Annotated in this window: 20 protein-coding genes; 13 read left to right on the top strand and 7 right to left on the bottom strand. The window is 64.9% G+C overall.

Annotated elements, in window-relative coordinates; all coding sequences use genetic code 11:
* Positions 1-6: 6 nt before the first annotated feature.
* From CXY70_RS02250 to CXY70_RS02260, 3 genes are read left to right on the top strand one after another with little or no spacing between them, the layout of a single operon-like run.
* Positions 7-579 carry a hypothetical protein gene (locus CXY70_RS02250; protein ID WP_104190772.1) on the top strand — a complete coding sequence of 191 codons (573 nt, stop codon included), beginning with the start codon at positions 7-9 and terminating at the stop codon, positions 577-579.
* Entirely contained in the window at positions 579-2,621 is a 2,043-nt protein-coding gene (locus CXY70_RS02255) for an ATP-binding cassette domain-containing protein (protein ID WP_104190773.1), read from the top strand. The genes CXY70_RS02250 and CXY70_RS02255 overlap by 1 nt, the downstream gene beginning before the upstream one ends.
* On the top strand, positions 2,618-3,580 hold the full coding sequence (locus CXY70_RS02260; RefSeq protein WP_104190774.1) for an ECF transporter S component: 963 nt from the start codon (positions 2,618-2,620) through the stop codon (positions 3,578-3,580). The genes CXY70_RS02255 and CXY70_RS02260 overlap by 4 nt, the downstream gene beginning before the upstream one ends.
* Before the next feature lie 29 nt (positions 3,581-3,609).
* Here the strand turns inward: CXY70_RS02260 and CXY70_RS02265 are convergent, their stop codons facing one another.
* The 3 genes from CXY70_RS02265 to CXY70_RS02275 form a co-directional block, all read right to left on the bottom strand.
* On the bottom strand, positions 3,610-4,080 hold the full coding sequence (locus tag CXY70_RS02265) for a hypothetical protein (RefSeq protein WP_104190775.1): 471 nt from the start codon (positions 4,078-4,080) through the stop codon (positions 3,610-3,612).
* 138 nt (positions 4,081-4,218) lie between these two features.
* Positions 4,219-7,854, bottom strand: a complete 3,636-nt coding sequence (gene metH / locus CXY70_RS02270) for a methionine synthase (RefSeq protein WP_104190776.1) — start codon at positions 7,852-7,854, stop codon at positions 4,219-4,221.
* A gap of 87 nt (positions 7,855-7,941) precedes the next feature.
* Positions 7,942-8,322 (bottom strand): hypothetical protein, encoded by a 381-nt coding sequence (locus CXY70_RS02275; protein ID WP_104190777.1) that lies wholly within the window; start codon positions 8,320-8,322, stop codon positions 7,942-7,944.
* Positions 8,323-8,713: 391 nt separating this feature from the next.
* Here CXY70_RS02275 and CXY70_RS02280 point away from each other — a divergent pair, with 391 nt between their 5' ends.
* The 3 genes from CXY70_RS02280 to CXY70_RS02290 are packed head-to-tail and all read left to right on the top strand — an operon-like array spanning position 8,714 to position 10,667.
* Complete coding sequence (locus CXY70_RS02280) at positions 8,714-9,208, top strand: hypothetical protein (protein WP_104190778.1); 495 nt, start codon at positions 8,714-8,716, stop codon at positions 9,206-9,208.
* Entirely contained in the window at positions 9,208-10,224 is a 1,017-nt protein-coding gene (locus CXY70_RS02285; protein WP_104190779.1) for a DUF6545 domain-containing protein, read from the top strand. The genes CXY70_RS02280 and CXY70_RS02285 overlap by 1 nt, the downstream gene beginning before the upstream one ends.
* A complete protein-coding gene (locus CXY70_RS02290; RefSeq protein WP_104190780.1) occupies positions 10,221-10,667 on the top strand; it encodes a hypothetical protein in 447 nt (148 codons plus the stop codon). The genes CXY70_RS02285 and CXY70_RS02290 overlap by 4 nt, the downstream gene beginning before the upstream one ends.
* A 69-nt stretch (positions 10,668-10,736) precedes the next feature.
* Here the strand turns inward: CXY70_RS02290 and CXY70_RS02295 are convergent, their stop codons facing one another.
* On the bottom strand, positions 10,737-11,063 hold the full coding sequence (locus CXY70_RS02295) for an antibiotic biosynthesis monooxygenase (RefSeq protein ID WP_104190781.1): 327 nt from the start codon (positions 11,061-11,063) through the stop codon (positions 10,737-10,739).
* A 238-nt stretch (positions 11,064-11,301) separates the two neighbouring features.
* Between CXY70_RS02295 and CXY70_RS02300 the strand changes: the two genes are divergently transcribed.
* Positions 11,302-11,595 (top strand): putative quinol monooxygenase, encoded by a 294-nt coding sequence (locus CXY70_RS02300; protein ID WP_233205698.1) that lies wholly within the window; start codon positions 11,302-11,304, stop codon positions 11,593-11,595.
* A 93-nt stretch (positions 11,596-11,688) separates the two neighbouring features.
* The gene (locus CXY70_RS02305) at positions 11,689-12,351 is read left to right on the top strand and encodes a histidine phosphatase family protein (protein ID WP_104190783.1); all 663 of its coding nucleotides are present in this window, start codon (positions 11,689-11,691) and stop codon (positions 12,349-12,351) included.
* 116 nt (positions 12,352-12,467) lie between these two features.
* Here the strand turns inward: CXY70_RS02305 and CXY70_RS02310 are convergent, their stop codons facing one another.
* Positions 12,468-13,466, bottom strand: a complete 999-nt coding sequence (locus CXY70_RS02310) for an LLM class flavin-dependent oxidoreductase (protein ID WP_104190784.1) — start codon at positions 13,464-13,466, stop codon at positions 12,468-12,470.
* Between the two features lie 300 nt (positions 13,467-13,766).
* On the opposite strand from CXY70_RS02310, the gene CXY70_RS02315 reads away from it, so the two are divergent.
* From CXY70_RS02315 to CXY70_RS02330, 4 genes are all read left to right on the top strand, one after another.
* Positions 13,767-13,955 carry a hypothetical protein gene (locus CXY70_RS02315; RefSeq protein ID WP_104190785.1) on the top strand — a complete coding sequence of 63 codons (189 nt, stop codon included), beginning with the start codon at positions 13,767-13,769 and terminating at the stop codon, positions 13,953-13,955.
* 254 nt (positions 13,956-14,209) lie between these two features.
* Positions 14,210-15,097, top strand: a complete 888-nt coding sequence (locus CXY70_RS02320) for a dihydrodipicolinate synthase family protein (RefSeq protein ID WP_104190786.1) — start codon at positions 14,210-14,212, stop codon at positions 15,095-15,097.
* A gap of 34 nt (positions 15,098-15,131) precedes the next feature.
* Positions 15,132-15,992 (top strand): 3-methyladenine DNA glycosylase, encoded by an 861-nt coding sequence (locus CXY70_RS02325; RefSeq protein WP_104190787.1) that lies wholly within the window; start codon positions 15,132-15,134, stop codon positions 15,990-15,992.
* 245 nt (positions 15,993-16,237) lie between these two features.
* Positions 16,238-16,801, top strand: a complete 564-nt coding sequence (locus tag CXY70_RS02330) for a hypothetical protein (RefSeq protein WP_104190788.1) — start codon at positions 16,238-16,240, stop codon at positions 16,799-16,801.
* A 55-nt stretch (positions 16,802-16,856) separates the two neighbouring features.
* Here the strand turns inward: CXY70_RS02330 and CXY70_RS02335 are convergent, their stop codons facing one another.
* Complete coding sequence (locus tag CXY70_RS02335; protein ID WP_199183342.1) at positions 16,857-17,270, bottom strand: ankyrin repeat domain-containing protein; 414 nt, start codon at positions 17,268-17,270, stop codon at positions 16,857-16,859.
* Between the two features lie 130 nt (positions 17,271-17,400).
* On the opposite strand from CXY70_RS02335, the gene CXY70_RS02340 reads away from it, so the two are divergent.
* Complete coding sequence (locus CXY70_RS02340; protein ID WP_104190789.1) at positions 17,401-18,015, top strand: hypothetical protein; 615 nt, start codon at positions 17,401-17,403, stop codon at positions 18,013-18,015.
* Positions 18,016-18,102: 87 nt separating this feature from the next.
* Here the strand turns inward: CXY70_RS02340 and CXY70_RS18175 are convergent, their stop codons facing one another.
* The gene (locus tag CXY70_RS18175; RefSeq protein WP_233205699.1) at positions 18,103-18,918 is read right to left on the bottom strand and encodes a hypothetical protein; all 816 of its coding nucleotides are present in this window, start codon (positions 18,916-18,918) and stop codon (positions 18,103-18,105) included.
* Between the last annotated feature and the right edge of the window lie 33 nt (positions 18,919-18,951).

Here is an 18,951-nt window from a genome sequence, read left to right on the forward strand (position 1 = left end):
GGATTCATGAACCTCACCGCGCCATTTTCTTCTGCGCCCACTTTCTTCCGCAGCACGGGTGCCCGCACCTCGATTGCGCTGGGCGCGCTCGTTCTGCTCGCCGCGTTGAGCGGATGCGCTCCCGCTGATTCCGGCTCGTCGGCCTCACCTGCCGCGACCGTTGAAGCTTCCTCGGCCGACTGCGCCGGCGTCGCCGTCGTCGTGGACTTCGGAACGCTTGACGCCGCCACGATCACCGAGTGCGTCGACGCGACCAAGACCATCGCTGCGAGCGAGACCCTTGCAACGACGGGCACCACGACCGAGGGCAGCGTGGAATACGGCGACGCCATCGTCTGCCGCGTCAACGACCGCCCGGCCGCCGACGAAACCGTCGTGGTCGAGGGCCAGGAATCCTTCAGCGAATCCTGCGCCTCGATGCCACCGGCTTACGCTTACTGGGCGCTCTGGGTGAAGGCTACTCCCGACGCCGACTGGGCCTACGCCCAGGAGGGCCTCGGCACGCTCGAGGTCGAGCCCGGCCAGTCAGTGGGCCTCGTCTACACGACCGGCACTGAAACGCCGACGCCCGGCAGCTAGTGTTTCGCCTGCGCCTCGCCGCGCTTCTCGCGGCAATCGTGCTCGCGGTGGGCTTCGTTCTGCTGCGGGTCGTCTACCGCGTGGTCTTCGGTGGCGTCGGCGCAGGCACCGGCCCGGTGCTCCTGGAGCTTCCCCGGCTCCGACTCGACGGGCCGTTCAGCCACATCTCGCTGCTGGGCCCGATCACCTTGGTCGGTCTCGGCAATGCCGCGCTCAGCGCACTGCCGGTCGCCGCCATCATCGTGTTCTTCGGCCTGCTGAACGCGGTCATCAACGTGCAATCCCTGTTCGCGCGCGGTGCCGGTCGCGGCCCGCTGCGCGCCATCTCCCGTTCGCTCGTCATCGCCTGGGCGACCTTTCCGGCGTTGCTGGAATCCGTGCGCCGCGTGCGCGTCGCCCGCTCCCTGCGCGGAGAACGATCGATCGAGTCGTTGCTCGTGCCCATTTTCGAGCAGACAATCGAGCGCGCGCTCGCGCTAGCCGCATCAATGGAAACCCGCGGATTCGCGGCCACCCGTGTCGTGACCGGCGTGTGCGAGGCACCGGTGGTGCTCCGGGATGCCGGTTTGAACTTCGGTGCTGCGCCTGACAAGACGGGCTGGCACCTCGACGAGCTCAACGTCACCCTCGAGCCAGCCACCCTCACCGTGATCGTCGGCGCGACCGGGTCGGGCAAAACCAGCCTGCTCCACAGCATGAGCGGCCTGTTCCAGCACTTCTACGATGGCACCCAGCAGGGACGCATCGACATTGCCGGCGCCGACCGGGCCTCGACTCCCCCGCGCGACACCGCCGGATTCGTCGGGCTCGTCGCGCAAAACGTGCGCCTCGGCTTCGCAGCCGAAACGGTGCACGACGAGATCGGCTTCGCCCTCGCCGTGCGCAATGTCGCCCCGCCGATCGTGCACGCCCGCGTTCTCGAGGTGGCCGCCCGGCTGAAAATCGAGCACCTGGTCGACCGTCCGATCGAGCAGCTCTCGGCCGGTGAGGCCAGCCTCGTCGCGATAGCCGCCGCCCTCGTAAACCATCCCATCCTGTTGCTCGTGGACGAGCCGCTCGCCGACCTCGATACAGCCGCCCGCGATCGGGTCTGCACCGTGCTCGGCCAGCTCGCGCACGAAGCCGGCGTCTGCGTCGTCATCGCCGAACACAACACGAAGGAGTTCGCTTCGATAGCGGATGCCTGGCTCCAGATTCGAGGCAGCCGGCTGCACCAGCTCCCCGCCGATTCGCCCGCCGATTCGTGGGGCAGCGCATTGCCATCTTCCGGGAGCGGTCCAGGCATCGCAACGGCGGCGCAGGGCGCTAGGCGGGATATCGGCGCTGTGCCTGCGGTGCCGCTCGCGAGCATCCGTCGGCTGAGTGTTCGGCACAAAACCAATCTGGTCGTCCACGACGTGTCCGTCGAGGTGCAGGCGGGCGAGCTCGTGGCCCTGCGCGGCAGCAACGGCGCCGGCAAGACCAGCCTGCTGCGGGCGATCGCGCTGCCGACCGCTGCCGACACCGTCATCGTCGCCGGGCAAGATGTTCGATCCCTCAAGCGGCGAACGCGCCGGCAGACCGTGGCGCTCGTGCCCGAGAACTTCGACGACCTGCTGTTTGCGATCACCGTGGCCGAGGAATGTCGCCGCGCTGATCGAACGCTGCGCGAACCGAATTTTAGGCGCGCTCTTCCCGCCGCTACCGATACCGAACGCAGCACCGCAGCTCTTTTTGCCCATCTGCTCGGCTTCAATGCCCCAACGGATGCCGCGCCGCTGTTGCAGCGCCACCCGCGCGACCTCTCCGCCGGCGAACGGCTCTGCCTCGTTATGGCCATTCAGCTCGCCGCCCGGCCCGACTTACTCCTCGTCGACGAACCCACTCGCGGCCTCGACCAGGTTGCGCGCGCGCTCGTGAGTGCGGCGCTGCTCACGGCTGCCGGTGCAGCCTCAGCGGTCATCTTCGCCACCCACGACGACGACTTTGCGCAGGACCTGGCCACGCGCAACCTGCACATGCAGGCCGGGCGGCTCGCTGCCCCGATCGAGGTGCTTTCATGACCGACGAATCAACCACGACCCGCGCGAACGCAACCGCCGCCGGCAACGTCAGCGACGACGTCGTCGTCGGTACTTTCGCCGACGAGGCTCCAGATACCCAGAGTGCCCCCGACGCAGGGATCGCATTCAGCGACCGCCCCCGCGAACGCGCAGATCAGGCACGGCCGCGCCGCAGCATCCGCTGGACGAATTGGATTCTCGGCGGCGGCAGCGTGCTCGCCGCGGCCGCGTTCGCCTGGCCGCTCTTCGTCGGTGCCGTGCCGGCAGACACGCAGGTCGCGGTTCCGATCGTGGCGTTCGCGCTCATCCCAGCGCTCATCGTGGCCCTCGCGCTCACCCTCGACCGCGAGATGTACACGGCGAAAACCGTCGCGCTGCTCGGCGTGCTCTCAGCCGTCGGCGCCGCGGTGCGCATCGCCGGCGCCGGCGTCGGCGGGGTCGAGGCGGTGTTCGTGCTGCTCATCCTGGCCGGACGCGTCTACGGCGCGCGCTTCGGTTTTTTGCTCGGTCTGCTTACCATCGCGGTGTCGTCGGTGCTCTGGGGCGGCTTTGGCCCGTGGACCCCGTTCCAGATGTTCGCCAGCGGCTGGGTCGGCGCCGGTGCCGGGCTGCTGCCGCGCTGGCAGAACGCCACTCGGCAGAATTCTTCCCGCCAGCGTATGCGCGCCAGCCGCGAAATCTTTCTGCTGGCTGCCTACGGGATAGTTGCGTCGTACCTGTTCGGGCTCATGATGAACCTCTGGTTCTGGCCGTTTGCGGTGGGTAGTGGCACCGATATCTCTTACACGGCGGGAGCCGACCCCGGCCAGAACCTTGCCTCGTTCGCGCTCTACTCACTCGTCACGTCGACCCTCACCTGGGATACCGTGCGCGCCATCACGACCGTGGTCGGTATTGCGCTGGTCGGCCCGGCCGTGCTCGCGGCCCTGCGCCGAGCACGCCTGAGCCCCCGCCGTTGACCAGGCGACCGCTCGAATCTGCCCAGCGCTTAGCGGTCCGGGAAGACTGAGAGCGCTTTGTCCCACTGATTGGCCGACGAGTCAAGATCTGCAGCCGTCACTGCGATTTCCACCCAAAACTGATCACGCTCATCGCTGCTCTGGCCGACAGGCATGCTTTCAAGCGCAAAGTGCACCCTGACCGACATCAAGCCGCCCTGATAGCTGCCAACACTGAACGCAAGATTTGGTTCGGTAAATTCGAGCGACGGCACAATCCCGGCGTCTCCAATGACGCTTATGGAGACGTCACCGTTGGCCACGCCGCGCAGCCAAGCCGAAATGCGCTTCGCTTCAAACGTCGTCAAACACGGAACAGCAAATTGCCACTCCGCGTCAGGCGCCGATACGTCCCCCTTGATGACCAGCCAATTGTCATCCCACTCATCGCCCGCAGGGTTCGCGAGCTCATATCGAACAGGTTCCAACGTTACCGACGATTCGTACCCCTTCAACTGCATAAATAAATCCTACTGGCCGGGGTTCTTGCTGAAGCGTGCGCTCACCCCACCGTAAAAGAATGCCCTTGCCGTCAAGCGATCCACGGTAAAAGCTGCCGCGCTGCTCGACTCGCCGCCGTTCGACTGGCCGCCGTTCAACTACACCGAGAAGTACTTCGCCTCCGGGTGGTGGAACACGAACGCGTCGGTCGACTGCTCGGGGTGCAGCTGCAGCTCCTCCGACAAGACCACGCCCATCCGCTCGGGTTGCAGCAGCTCGACCACCTTGCGACGGTCCTCCATCTCGGGGCAGGCCGGATAGCCCAGGGAGAACCGGGCTCCGCGATACTCCAGCTTGAACATGCCCGCTATGTCGGCGGGGTCTTCGCCGCCCACGCCGAATTCCGAGCGGATGCGCGAGTGCCAGTACTCGGCGAGGGCCTCCGTGAGCTGCATGGTGAGCCCGTTGAGCTCCATGTAGTCGCGGTACTGGTTCGCGGCGAACATTTTGGCCGTGACCTCGTCGACGTGGGAGCCGGCAGTGACCAGCTGGAGGGCGACGACATCCGTTTGGCCTGGCTCCCCCGTTTGCAAATTCCGGCGCCCCCGCACGAAGTCGGCCAGGCACAGGTGTTTGTCACGGCGCTGCCGGGGAAAGTTGAAGCGCAGTCGGTCAGTGCCGAGCTCGCCGCCGGAACCGCCGTCGGGCGCGAGCAGTCCGGCCCGGCCGACCATACCGGTGGGGTCGTCGCCATGGTGCAACACGACCATGTCATCGCCCTCGGCCACCACCGGAAAGTAGCCGTACGCGACGGACGCATCGAGCAGGCCCTCGCCCAAGATGCGGTCGAGCCAGTAGCGCAGGCGTGGCCGACCGACGGTGTCGACCAGTTCCTCGTAGCTCGCGCCGTCTTCGGCGCGGCTGGGCTTGAGCCCCCACTGCCCCATGAAGGTGGCGCGTTCGTCGAGAAAGGCCGAGAAGTCGGCGAGGGCTACACCCTTGACGATGCGGGTGCCCCAGAACGGCGGTACCGGAATCGGGTTATTGCTCGCGACCTCGGAACGCCCGGGCATCTCTTCGGGTTCGGTGAGGGTGAGCAGGCTCTTCTTGTGAATGCGTTTCTTCAGCGGTGGCAAGCCAACCGAGAGAGGGTCAGCGCCGCGGGCGATCGCCACGAGCGGTTCCATCAGGGCGAGGCCCTCGAAGGCATCGCGGGCGTAGCGCACCTGCCCGGCGAAGACGCTGTCGAGGTCGTCTTCGACGTAGGAACGGGTGAGGGCTGCGCCGCCAAGCAGAATCGGCCATTTGTCGGCAAAGCCGCGCGACTGAAGCTCGAGGAGGTTCTCTTTCATCACCACGGTGGACTTCACGAGCAGCCCGCTCATACCGATGACGTCGGCGTTGTTCTCCTCGGCGACCCGGATGAATTCGGCTATCGATTGTTTGATACCGATGTTGATCACGTCGTAACCGTTGTTGGTGAGAATGATGTCGACGAGGTTCTTGCCGATGTCGTGCACGTCGCCGCGCACGGTGCCGAGTACGATCGTGCCCTTGCCGGCCGCTTCGGATTTCTCCATGTGCGGTTCGAGCAGCGCCACGGCGGCTTTCATGACCTCGGCTGATTGCAGCACGAACGGCAACTGCATCTCACCGCTGCCGAAGCGGGCGCCGACGACCTGCATGCCAACAAGCAGGTGCACGTTGACGATATCGAGGGCGCTCAACCCCCCGGCCCTGGCAAGGTCGAGGTCGGCCTCGAGGCCCTTGGCCTCGCCGTCGATAATGCGGCGTTCCAGGCGTTCGCCCACCGGAAGGGCGGCGAGTTCGGCGGCCCGCTCGTCTTTCAGGGCTGCGGAGTCAACGCCGGCGAACAGGTCGAGCAGGGCCACGAGTGGGTCGTAGGTGAGGGCGCCATCGGCGTCGTATTCGCGGCGGTCCCAGACCAGGTCGAGCGCCACCTTGCGGCGGTCGTCGGGTACAGAGGCGAGCGGCACGATCTTGGCCGAGTTCACGATGGCCGAGTCGAGGCCGGCCTCCGTGGCCTCGTGCAGGAAGACCGAGTTCAGCACCGATCGCGCGGCGGGGTTGAGTCCGAACGACACGTTCGAGACGCCGAGCGTGGTGTGGATACCGGGGTACTTCGCCTTAATCTGCCGAATCGCCTCGATGGTCTCGATGCCGTCGCGGCGGGTTTCTTCCTGGCCGGTCGCGATGGGAAAAGTCAATGCGTCGACGATGATGTCCTCGACCCGCATTCCCCACCCGTTTACGAGGGTGTCCACCAGACGGGTGGCGATGCGCACCTTGTGTTCGGCGGTGCGGGCCTGGCCCTCCTCGTCGATGGTCAGGGCGATCACAGCGGCGCCGTGCTCCTTGACGAGCGGCATGATGCGGCCGAACCTCGACGTCGGGCCTTCGCCGTCTTCGAAGTTGACCGAGTTCACGACCGGACGACCACCGATGAGTTCCATACCGGCCTGTAGCACGGCCGGCTCGGTGGAGTCGACGACGAGTGGCAGGGTCGAGGCGCTGGCCAGTCGGGAGACGACCTGCTTCATGTCGGCGACGCCATCGCGACCGACGTAGTCGATGCAGACGTCGAGCAGGTGGGCGCCGTCGCGCACCTGGCTGCGGGCGATGTCGACGCAGTCGTCCCAGTTTTCAGCGAGCATGGCATCGCGAAAAGCGCGCGAGCCGTTGGCGTTGGTGCGCTCCCCGATGGCCAGAAAAGCGCTGTCCTGGTCGAAACTGACGTGCTGGTACAGGCTCGCGACACCCGGGTCCTGTTCGAGGGTGCGGGGTTTCACCGTGACGCCACGCAACCGTTCGACCACGGCCGTCATGTGTGCGGGAGTCGTGCCGCAGCATCCGCCGACCAGTCCCAGCCCGAATTCCTTCACGAACTGTTCGTGCGCCGTGGCCAACTGGTCGGGGGTCAGCGGGTAGCTTGCGCCGGTCTTGGTTAGCTGCGGCAGGCCGGCGTTGGGCATACAGATGACGGGCACGCGGGAAAACTTGGAGAGGTGGCGCAGGTGCTCACTCATCTCGGTCGGTCCGGTCGCACAGTTCAGGCCGATCGCATCGATTCCGAGCGGCTCGAGCGCGGTCAGCGCGGCGCCGATCTCGCTGCCCATCAGCATGGTTCCGGTGGTCTCCACCGTCACCTCGACGAAAATCGGCAAGCGGATGCCGGTCTCGACAATAGCTTGCTTGCATCCGTTCACCGCGCTCTTGGTCTGCAGCAGGTCTTGCGAGGTTTCAATGAGGAACCCGTCAGCGCCGCCGCGGATGAGGCCGAGCGCCTGCTCGGCAAACGTGGCCTTGAGATTGGCGTAGGTGGTGTGACCGAGGCTCGGCAGCTTGGTGCCGGGGCCCATCGAGCCGAGCACCCAGCGCACGCGGCCGTCGCGGCCTTCGAATTTTTCGGCGCTGGCGCGGGCAATCTCGGCGCCGAGCCTGGCGAGCTCCTCGATGCGATCTTCGATCCCGTAGTCCGAGAGGTTCGACCAGTTCGCACCGAAGGTGTTGGTCTCGATGGCGTCGATGCCGGTTTCGAGGTAGACGTCGTGAATGGCCGCGATGATGTCGGGGCGGCTCACGTTGAGAATCTCGTTGCAGCCCTCAAGCTGTTGGTAGTCATCGAGGGTGGGGTTGTGTTCCTGGAGCATGGTGCCCATGGCGCCGTCGGCGATGACAACAGAGTTGGTGACGGCATCCAGCAGTGCTTGGGATCGAGCCGGGCGCGCCGCATCGACGGGTGGTTCGGCGTCATTAGTTCGCACAGTGCTCATTGGCACAGCTTAACGGCGGGTCCGAATTGACTGCGGCCGCGAAGTAACGTTTCTTAGCGTTCGGGATTATGAGCCGCGCGGCAAGCGTCACTGCGAGCGGTGGGCGCCACCGGGTTCCCCGGTCACAATCCAGCCGGTCGCGAAGCGAGTCTGCGTAGTCCGCGCCGACTCGCCCCCCTCGAGCTGCAGCGTGTGCTCCAAAATCTTGGCGTCAATCGCACGGGCGCTGTCTCCATTGCATACCCAGACCCTGATTGTGGCGCCGGATGCACGTGGACGTTCTGGCATAGACCAAACCTGAACCACAACGCTGCGACCTGACTGAACGATGCGCCAGGCTGCGCGAACGGCCGGGAGATTCGCCACGGTCATAGCGCCGTCGTCGCCAATGCCGATCTCCGTCTTCGTTTGCGCGTTGTGCCAGCTATCAAAGCTCAGGGTGACCTGCTGATCGATTTCGGCGGGCACGAGCCCCCGCAACCACCTCAGCGCGAGAGTGTCAACGCTCGTATTGCTCCGAGGCGCCGCGTCATGAGGCACTGTGGCGCCGTTAATCGCGCGATGAAAGACCGACCGACCGTTCTGTCGCTTGGCGCCCCCGACTCGGAAGCGCCAAGCATGCAAATTCCACGCAGAGCGCAGCCTGTGCCCGAGTGCTGGACGGCCAAAACCAGTGTCAGACACCGGTATCAGAGCCCCCGCATTACCGCCAGTTATGAGCCAAGCCATAGCCGATCCTCCCCCCCCTAGACCAACGTTGGACATGTCTATCGTAGGGCTTCTACGGGCGGTGCGCCGACACTCTCCTTAACCGCTCCCGGCAAGGAGGTAGGCTCAAAGTATCTTCAGGGGGTACGGGATGAGCTACGAGTTACGCCAGAAACGGGCGCACACGATGGTGGCCGAACTCGGTCTACCCCGGCCGCTCACTGCTGAGCTGCTGCACCGACACATGGAAACGGTGCGTGGCAAGAAGATCGTGGTTCAAAGTGCGCCGCCAGGAATGCTCGGGGCCGGGCTCTGCGGGTTGTGGGTCGCCGTCGCCGGAGAGAGTTTTGAGCGGATCCACCACGCACCGACCAGTTCGGTGGTGCACCGCCAGCAGTTCATCAATCACGAATACGGCCACATGATCCTCAATCAGGAACAGGAGCTGCTCTCTGCCGAGCAAATCGCTCTGCTCGCGCCCCTGATCCCCCTCGATGCCATCGTCTATGCGCTCTCGCGCACCCGCTTCTCCGACGAACAGGAGGCCTTGGCCGAGGCCATCGGCGACGAGCTGGCCCTCATCATGCTGCGTGATGGCCCTGAAGCGGCCCACGGCACCAAAACCGGATTCGGACAAGTGCTCTAATGCAAGCGATCCTCTTCACGCTCTCTGCCGTCTTCTGGATCGCCGCGGCAGTGTGTGTTCCGTCGGCAATTCGGGGACGACGTCGGCCGCTTCTCCTGTTTCTAGCGGTGTTCGCACTCACCATGACGCTCATGCCCCAACCGGTGTACCGGCCCGTCGACGCGCTGCTGGGCAACGGCAACGTAACTTATTTCATCTTCCACGCTCTGACCATTGTGGCCATTGCGCTCCTCGACGTGATTGTGCAAGAGGCTATGGCGCCTCGCGGGCTCACCCGAGCTCGCAAACATGCGACTATCCTGATCACCGCGGTGATCGTCCTCGCCCAGGCCCTTTTGTTCTTCGGAAGCGACTGGCGCGTGACAGACGACATCGCCGCGTCGTTCATTCCCCGCTGGGATTTCACTGCTTATGCGGCAACAACCTGGATCGCGATGGGCATCTTCGCGGTGTCCTTCGCAACGGCGTGCCTGTTTGACCTGCGTCGGCAGCGCCGCCATGTCACACGGATTTCATTAAGCTTGATACTTCTCGCTTGCCTGGGCGTACTCACCTACGCCGTAGTTAGCCTAACGAGCGCAGTTCTTGCCGTTCTTTACGCGGACTTTTTGCTGGTCGGTTGGGCGCGTACTGCCTACACGCTATCCCTACTCTTGTCCCCTATCAGCCTGGTCATTGGACTCGGACTCACTGCAACCGTCGACGGCTTGGCCGCCGGCCGAAAGAACTACCGCGACAGAGTGCTCCTCTGGCGCATCACGCCGCTATGGCAACGACTACTCAGCGACACCCCGTACCTCAGCATCGAGCGACAACTCTCGCCGCTGCAGCTTCTTACGGTGCGTACGCCTGGCATTCACCTCTACCGGCGACACGTCGAAATTCGAGACAACCTGCTGCTGCTCCCGGACCAAACCCTTACCCCCGCCGAAATGACACGGATCGATCTAGCCGAAGCGCGCACCCAGGCCCGGTCGGCGGTCCAAGACGCCACCCTCGTGGTTCCAGAGCAATGACCACGCGGGACGCCGCCGACGTGAGCCCACAGTTGGAGTTGGCCCGCAAACTCAACCTGCTGCTCGACGTCGTCGTTGCCGAAGGAAATACCCCCTACACGTTTCGACAAATTGAAGCTGGATTGAAGGCACGCGGCCTAACTCTCTCCCGCGCACGCTGGGCCTACATGATCACCGGCGATGGACCCCTCGTGACCGATCCAGCACTCCTTACCGGCATCGCCGAATTCTTCCGCATCCCCGCGGAATACATGCTCGGCTCCGATAGCGACCTGCCGGAACGCGTCGACGCTCAACTCGCCTTCGTCAAGAGCCTGCGCGTTGCCCGCGTCGTGAGCTTCGCAGCACGGATGCTCGGCGACGTCTCGCCAGAAACCCTCCGGTCGATCACCGACCTGCTTCAGGACACCACCCCCGATCCAGAGTCGAGCCCCGCCACGTAGTGTGGGCTAGCGTGTCCGTTCGGAACGACACCGTCAAGATTGCGACGTCCCGATCTGTCGGGCGATCGGCTAGCTGGCAGTACCGCCAGCGATGGCGTACGACCACAGCTCGCTGCTCACGCCGACCGGGCGCGCCGCCGGCTCGCCCTCTTTCGGCGTCTCGCTGCGGTGCCCGTTGGCGAATGACGGAGAACTCAACCAGGTCTGGAACGATTCCTCGTCGGCCCAGCGGGTGACGACAAGCCAGGTGAGGCGGTCGTCGGTCGGCTTCAGAAGCTCGAAGCCTTCGAAGCCGGGCCGGTCGTCGACAGCGCCAGCACGGGCAGCAAATCGGCGGGCGAGCTCGTCGCCGCCGTCGCTCGGCACGGTGATGGCGTTGATTTTGATGATCGTCATGAAATTTCTTTCTGTTCGAACGCGCGAAATGTACTTCCTCCATGCTGTCACTCTCGGCTGTCAGCTCGAGCCGGCGCTACGGCGACCAGGCACAGCCGTGCGGTCGGCGTAACTGCATCCCCCGGCACACCGCGTTCCCTATGCTGGAATACACGACCTTTCTTTTGGTCGGTCAATGCGTGCCAGATCGATTACGCGCAGCCAATTCTCCCGTGACCTCAACCTGTTTGGAGCTCTTGTGCCTATCACCGCTTTCCTCGATATCCATGTAAAGCCCGAGTCCCTCGCCGAGGCTCCCGATGTAATACACGACACTCTCCTTGCCACCCGCGCTTTCGACGGATGCCTCGGTGTCGATGTGCTCGTCGACACCGAGGACCCCACCCACTTCGTTCTCGTGGAAAAGTGGATCTCCCTGGACCACGACACCGCTTACCGCACCTATCGGGCTGGACCCGGTAAATCTTCTTTGGGAACGATCCTGTCCGGCACGCCCGTTCTCACCAAGTGCGAGATCGCCACGGACATCTGACACTGCCGCCGCAGGTGCCGCACCTGCCGCTCGAAACCCTCAACGCTGGGGCCGTCTTCTCTTGCTCGGTTACGTTGCCTATGCTGGAGGGATATGCGACTTCTCCTGATCCGCCATGGCCAAACTCCCGGCAACGTTCTCGGGCAGCTTGACACCGCGCATCCCGGTCCAGGATTGACCGATCTCGGCCTGCGCCAGGCATCCGCTATTCCCGATGCGCTGCGCTCCGAACCGATTGACGCCATCTTCGTGTCGACGCTCTTGCGCACGCATCTGACGGCGCACCCGCTCGCCACCGATCGCGGGCTGGATGTGCAGATTGCGACCGGGTTGCACGAGATCGAAGCCGGATCTCTCGAGGGGCTGCGCGATCGAGCATCCGTTCGCACCTATTTAGAGACAGCGGTAGCTTGGGGCACCGGCAACCTCGACAAGAGGATGCCGGGTGCTCACGACGGTCACGCCTTCTTCCGTCGGTTCGACGCGGACATCGCGCTCGCAGCGGCTGGCTCTGAGGTCGCCGCGGTATTCAGCCACGGGGCAGCCATTCGGGTCTGGACCGCGGCCCGCGCGCAAAACGTACCGTCGACTTTTGCCGGGGAGAACGAGCTCGACAACACCGGTGTCGTCGAACTCACCGGCTCACCAGAGAACGGGTGGACCCTACTGTCCTGGGCGGGCCTGCCGGTAGGCGGGATGGCCCTTGTCGACCTGGGTGCTGCCGATCCTCTGGGCGACCCGGTCCCCGGGGCGTAAGTTGGAGTATCCGCCCCGGACGAGCCAGCTCCGCTACTTTGGCGGGGGCCCGGGAACCCGGGGCCGCACGAGCGCATGGCTGTCCCGCAGCAGCTGTTCGACGAGCGCGTACGGACTCAGGCAGTGACGAGGTTCATCGCATCGGCCGTGAGCTCAACCGAGCGCAGGCGGTCCGTAATCGATGGGGACTGGTGGGCGAGAATGAGCTCATCGGCACCGGTTCCCTCGGCGAACTCTTCAAGGTAGGCGCGCACCTCGTCGGCGGTACCAACCGCCGAGTAGCGCATCATGTTGGCGATATTGCGACCCTCCGGCGTGGTCAGGAAGACGTCGATCTGGTCGTCGTCGTATTCGGGCGTTGCCGGTCCTCGAGAGAGCATGCCGCGCACCCGGGTGCGGCGGGTCGTCTCAAACTGCGTCACTGCATCCGCTTTGTCGTCGGCCGCGATCACGTTGGCCGCAATGATGAGGTGCGGCGCTGCAAGCTGCTCTGACGGCGTGAAATCGCGGCGGTAGAGCGCGATCGCTTCGCGTAGTGCGTCGGGCGCGAAATGCGACGCGAAGGCGTATGGCAGGCCGAGGGCTGCGGCAAGCCCGGCGCCGAACAGCGACGATCCGAGAATGAACAGCGGCACATTGGTACCGGTCCCGGGAATGGCCTGCACGCCGGGCACGATCGACTGCCCGCGAAGGTAGGCCTGCAGCTCCATGACGTCCTGCGGAAACTGGTCAGAGGCACGGGGGTCGCGACGCATCGCCCGAGCGGTATTCTGGTCGCTTCCGGGCGCCCGGCCGAGGCCCAGGTCGATGCGGTCAGGGTACAGTTCCGCGAGGGTTCCGTACTGCTCGGCGATCACGAGCGGTGAGTGATTGGGCAGCATGACGCCGCCGGATCCGAGCCGAATCGTGGAGGTCTGGCCAGCCACGTGGCCGATCAGAATGCTCGTCGCCGACGATCCGATGGTCGGCATATTGTGGTGCTCGGCATACCAGACCCGCTCATACCCGTGTTTTTCGGCTGTCTGGGCGAGGGCAACACTCCCAGCGAAGCTCTCCCGAGCGGTCTGGCCGGGGGTAATCGGAGCAAGGTCAAGGATAGAGAGCGGAATAGTCATACTGGGAGCAACGCGTTCGCGAGCAAATCGTTACCCGGGGCTCGAAATGAGCGGGACGCATCTTTGGCCGGTAACGAAATCTAAGAATTTCACTGTCTTACAGACATTCCGGATGATGGCGACCTACGCTGTGAAGCACTGAACCAGCTCCGTCGACGCCGCCGGAGAGTGACATCGGCTTCGATTTAGATCACGCGCCAACAACTCGCGCACGATCAGCTCGGGGCAAGCATGTGCTCCGTCACGTGCATCCATCCGGCATCTACACCTGAGATGCGCTGCTGAAGTGGATCCACAACCATGACCGACGATGAACTCCTTCTTGAAATCGACTACACCGACTACACCAGTTCTTGCCGCGATCCGCACATCACACCGGCCGAGGACCTCGTTGAGTGCCGCCGCCTGCGCGGCCATGAGGACGACACGCACGGCACCCGGGCTGGAGTGAGTGCAATTCGCTGGGCGGCCGACGCTCTGGCCGCGTAAAAAGCGCCCCACCGAAAAACCCAACTGGGAAAAGGAGTGCCTGCCCGCCCAGCCGTGCTCGACCCGGCTGATCGCGCTGCTCCGGCGGTCGCGGCGAGCTAAGCGGGCTCGGCGGCTCGGCGGCTCGGCGATCGCTGCGGGCTCCACCCGCGGCATGGTGGAGCGCATCTGAATGAAGGCCTCTTCGACCCAGAACGTGCAGGAGGATGGTGGAAGCGCCGCTTACGCGCGCGCACCGACGAAGGAGCACAGCTATGTTCACAGGGCTCAGCGCATTTCCCCTTACGCCAACCAACGAGAGCGGCATCGACGAGCTGGCCTTCGTGCGCCTGATCTCCCGACTTGCCGCAGCCGGCGTCGACTCGATCGGCGCGCTCGGCTCGACCGGCGGGTACGCCTACCTCAGCCGTGAACAGCGTGCCTGGGCCGCCAGGGCGGCAGTCGAGGCGGCCGGCATCACCCCGGTCATCGTGGGAATCGGCGCACTCCGCACCCGGCAGGTACTCGAACTGGCAGCGGATGCCCAACTTGCCGGCGCCGCCGGCGTGTTACTCGCGCCGATGACGTACCAGCCTCTCAACGACGATGAAGTCTTCGGCCTGTATGAGGCCGTGACCGCGGAGCTGGCCCTTCCGCTCGTCGTTTACGACAACCCGGGAACCACGCACGTCGCCTTCAGCGACGAATTGCACGGGCGCATTGCCGCGTTGCCGAACGTCGCCTCGATCAAAATTCCGGGGCTCTCCGCCACGGCGGCCCCGGCCAGAATCGCCGCTCTCCGCGCGGTGATGCCCGCGCAGGTCACGATTGGGGTCTCCGGGGATTGGCTAGCCATCGGCGGACTGCTTGGCGGCGCCGACGCCTGGTACAGCGTGTTTGGCGGGCTTTTTCCCGAGACCGCCGTAGCGATCACTCGAGCCGCCCAGGCCGGCAACGGCACAGCGGCCGTCGCAGCCTCCGACCGACTCGAACCACTCTGGGCGCTCTTTCGCCGGTACGGCAGCCTGCGCGTCATGTCGGCTACGGCCGAAACTCTGGGCCTCGTGGCCTCGCCCAACCTGCCGCTGCCGCTGCTCGGCCTCGACCCTGCCGCCCGCACCGAACTCAACGCGACCCTGCGCGAGCTGGGCCTCGGGGGCTGAGGCCCAGCTACGGATGACGGCGTAAGGTCGTTGGGTGCCACTTACAGACCTGACCCGGGTGCTTGAGATCGCCGACTGGCGAAGCCGCGAGCAGGCCCATGAGGAACGCGCTGATGCGTTCACTCTTGGCCGCCGTGAGCGCGCGGCAATCGGCCAGGTGCATCCGGTCGACGATTTTCTGTTCACGTACTACCCGTTTCGTCCCGGTCTACTGCGCCGCTGGCATCCCGGCGCTGGCCTACTGCTGCAGGGTGCCGCCGACCAGCCGCGGGCTAGCTGGAAGTGGTACCGCAACGAGGGCGGCGCCAGTCAAGTGGATGCTGCCGCCTTCTACGAGAAGAACGAGCGCGTCATCGGATTCATCAGAACACTCCTCGCCGCGACCCGGCAGCGGCCGGCCCATTTTGGCTGCTTCGGCCTGCACGAATGGGCGATGGTCTACCGGCAGGGCGAGCACCGGCATGTTGCGCCACTCCGACTCGGCCAGGCTGACACCGACGCTGTCGTCGACGGAAATCGCATCGGCTGCAGCCATTTCGACGCGTTTCGGTTCTTCACCCCCGCCGCTATTGGGCTAAACCAACTGCAACCTTCCCGCGAGAACCAACCGGTGATGGAGCAGGCGGGGTGTCTGCACGCCGGAATGGACATCTACAAGTGGGTGATCAAGCTCGGTCCGCTCGTTCCCGGCGAGGTGCTTCTCGATTCCTTCGAGCTCGCCCGCGACATTCGCCAGCTCGATATGGAGGCTTCCCCCTATGACCTCGCCGAGTGGGGCTACGCGCCCGTCGAGGTTGAGACTCCGGCCGGTAAAACCGAGTATGTGCGCCGTCAGCGCGCATTCACCGCGCGCAGCAACGCGCTGCGCGAGCGCGTCGTGAGCCTTCTCGTCTAACGCAGCTCCATCGATTGCCAGCGAGCACCGGTTGTCAGCCCCTTCGCAGGTTGTGCCACTGCGGCGAGCGGATGCCCCGCGTGGCGGCGATCTAAGCGCGTCACCACGAGCGTACCGGTCGCCCAAAACGTTCGACGGCACCCATTTGGGGTACGCAGACCAAACCGCATCAGCCAGGGCTCCGGACCATCTGTGCGGCCCGAGAACACATCGAGGTCGGAACAGAACAACGAATAGGAGCTCTCATGAACACGAAGCACACGAATATTCGCAAGATCACCGCGCTGGGAATCACCGGCGCCGCAGCATCCGCGCTCATGATTGGAGGCTTTGTCGCCCCCGCCCAGGCGTTTGCCGGCGACAGCTCCAGCACGACCACGAGTACCGACAGCTCATCCGAGCAGAACCGGCTTGACGTTATCGGCGACCTGTTCAACCTTTCGGGCAACGACTCGACCGGCAACGGCGTGCTCGGCAACGACACCTCCGTCGGGGGCGTCGGCAACGGCGCAATCCTGGGCGGCGGCGTCGTCAATGGTCCACTGGTCGATGACTCGCTCAACAGCGACATCGGTGATGTCGCGTCGGGCAACGAGGTCGGCAACGACGCATCCGTCGGCAGCGGCAACGACGTCGTCGCACCGATCGAGGCACCCGTCACCGCGCCGGTCGACGCCCCGGTCGACGCCGGCAACGGCACCGATGTCGGCACCAATGTCGGCGGCGTCGACGTTGACGACATCGACGGCTCGGTCGACTCGATCGTCAACGATGTTCTCGGCGACCTCGGACTTGGCCTCGGCCGCTAACGCGTTCAACTAGAAGCGAGGGCGTCTCCCACTCGGGGGGCGCCCTTTTCGTATTTCAGCCGCGAGGGTACGACTCGATGACCTCGCGCATGCGCGGCAGGCCGAACTGGTCGGCGATGGCTACGCCACTGTGCGCGCCGAGGTCAGGGTCGGCATCCGCTTCAAGGAGCAAGCACAGGATCGGCTCATTGCCCCGAAAAACCGCACAAGAGATCGCGGTCTGGCCCATGGCATTAATAACGGATGCGTCTGCCCCGCGCCGCAGCAACTCAGCGACAGTATCGGGATGCTGCTGGTAGGCCGCGACGATCAGCAGCGTGTCTCCACGCGTGTTGACCACGTTGAGGGGCACTCCGGCGTCGATCATCTCGCCCAGTGGGCCGGTCAAGCCGTCGCGGGCGAGGTCGAAAACACCCTCGATGACCTGCGGACTGATGGCTCCGCCGGGTACTTGCGTGTTCTCGTTCACTGATACTCCCCCTCGACAGTCGTATGCCCAGCGTATCCGTCTCGGCCCGTCGAGTGACGTGAACGTTACGATTTGGGTTCCGGCGCGGCTGGAACTGGCGGCGCAAACATCGGGATGCCACACTCGGAGCATGACACCTCGACGCGCGCTCATCGCCGCTCTCGTGACGGGCGCATTCCTCACCCTGACCGCGTGCGCGGGTACGGTAGTACCGGGTGCCGAAGTGCCCGCAGCTCTTCCTCAGCCACCGACGAACACCGACGAGCTCGTCGGCCAGGGTACCGTTTTGCAGAAGGGCGAGGGCGATCCGCAGCTCTGTCTGGGCCCGATCATGGAGTCATACCCACCGCAGTGCGCTGGACCAACGATTCATGGCTGGGACTGGTCGCTGGCCGAGTACTCCGAAACCGCGTCGACGGTGACCTGGGGCACGTACGCGGTCTTTGGAACGTGGGACGGCACGACCTTCACACAAACCCAGCCTCCGATTTTGCTCTCTTTGTACTCACCGGTCGGCTCCCCCGACCCACGCCAGGACGCGGAGAACGCGGGCGCGAGCGATGATGCCACCCTGCAGGTCATCAGCGACGAACTCGCCGGTACGCACACACTCACGTCCGTACCGATGAACGGCTACCTCTGGGTGTCCGTTCTGTACGACGACGGCAGCATTCAGCGCTATGTCGACGAGCGATACGGCCCCGACGTCGTTATCGTGCAGCCCGCCCTGCTCCCCGCGAGCTGAGCGCGCCGGCGGGGATCGCCTCATTTCTACCTGACCACACCTGACACAGCGGGAACCGCCCAGCTACGACGGACCGCTCCCCGCGCTCTAGTACCAGCCCGATGCTTCCGACTTGTCCCAGGCATCACACGGTGTGCTGTACCGGCTCGCGATGTAACCCAGGCCCCAGGTGATCTGGGTCGCCGGGTTGGTCTGCCAGTCGGCCCCGGCCGAGGCCATCTTGTTACCGGGCAGTGCCTGGGGAATACCTGTGGCACCACTGGAGGCGTTGTAGGCGTTCACGTTCCAACCTGATTCTTTGTCCCAGAGGCTCACCAGGCAACCAAACTGATCGTCACCCCAGCCGTACTGGCTGGCCATGAGCTGACGGGCGATTTGCTGCGCCGCGTTGGGGTCAGCTGGAGCGGACGGTCGGGCCGGTGTCGCCGGGACGGCTGCTGCAGCTTCGGCCTCCGCGGCAGCAGCCTCCGCGGCAGCAGCCTCAGCGGCGGCCGTGGCAATCGCTGCCTGCTCGGCAGCGACGCGATCGACCTCTGTCGTGGAAGCGTGCACATTCGCGGTCTCGGTTTTCGTGACGTCGACGAGCTCGAAAATGCGCTCCGGAGCGAGAAGGGTGACGTGGGAGAGCGCTGCAACAGATTCCGACAGGCCTGTAGCATCCGTCTTGCCCTGCGCTGCAGCGATTACGACGCTGGCACCTGTCACGGCAGTTTCAGAGGCGTGTTCGGCGCGGTCTCGCAGGCGTTCCCTGTTTAGTTCCAATTGTTCGGCATGGCCAGCACCGCTGGAGACAAGGGCCACTATGGCGGCTGTGCGCGCGTTCTGGTCTGCGACAGCGGACTGCACCACGAAGCCGGTGCCGAGGACAGCGGTGATGGCAACGGCGGCGCCGGCTGCAATCAAGCGGCTCCGCTTCCGGCGACGACGCGTAGCGTG

The organism is Cryobacterium sp. Y82 (genome assembly GCF_002929495.1).
In the GTDB taxonomy this organism is placed as follows: domain Bacteria; phylum Actinomycetota; class Actinomycetes; order Actinomycetales; family Microbacteriaceae; genus Cryobacterium; species Cryobacterium serini.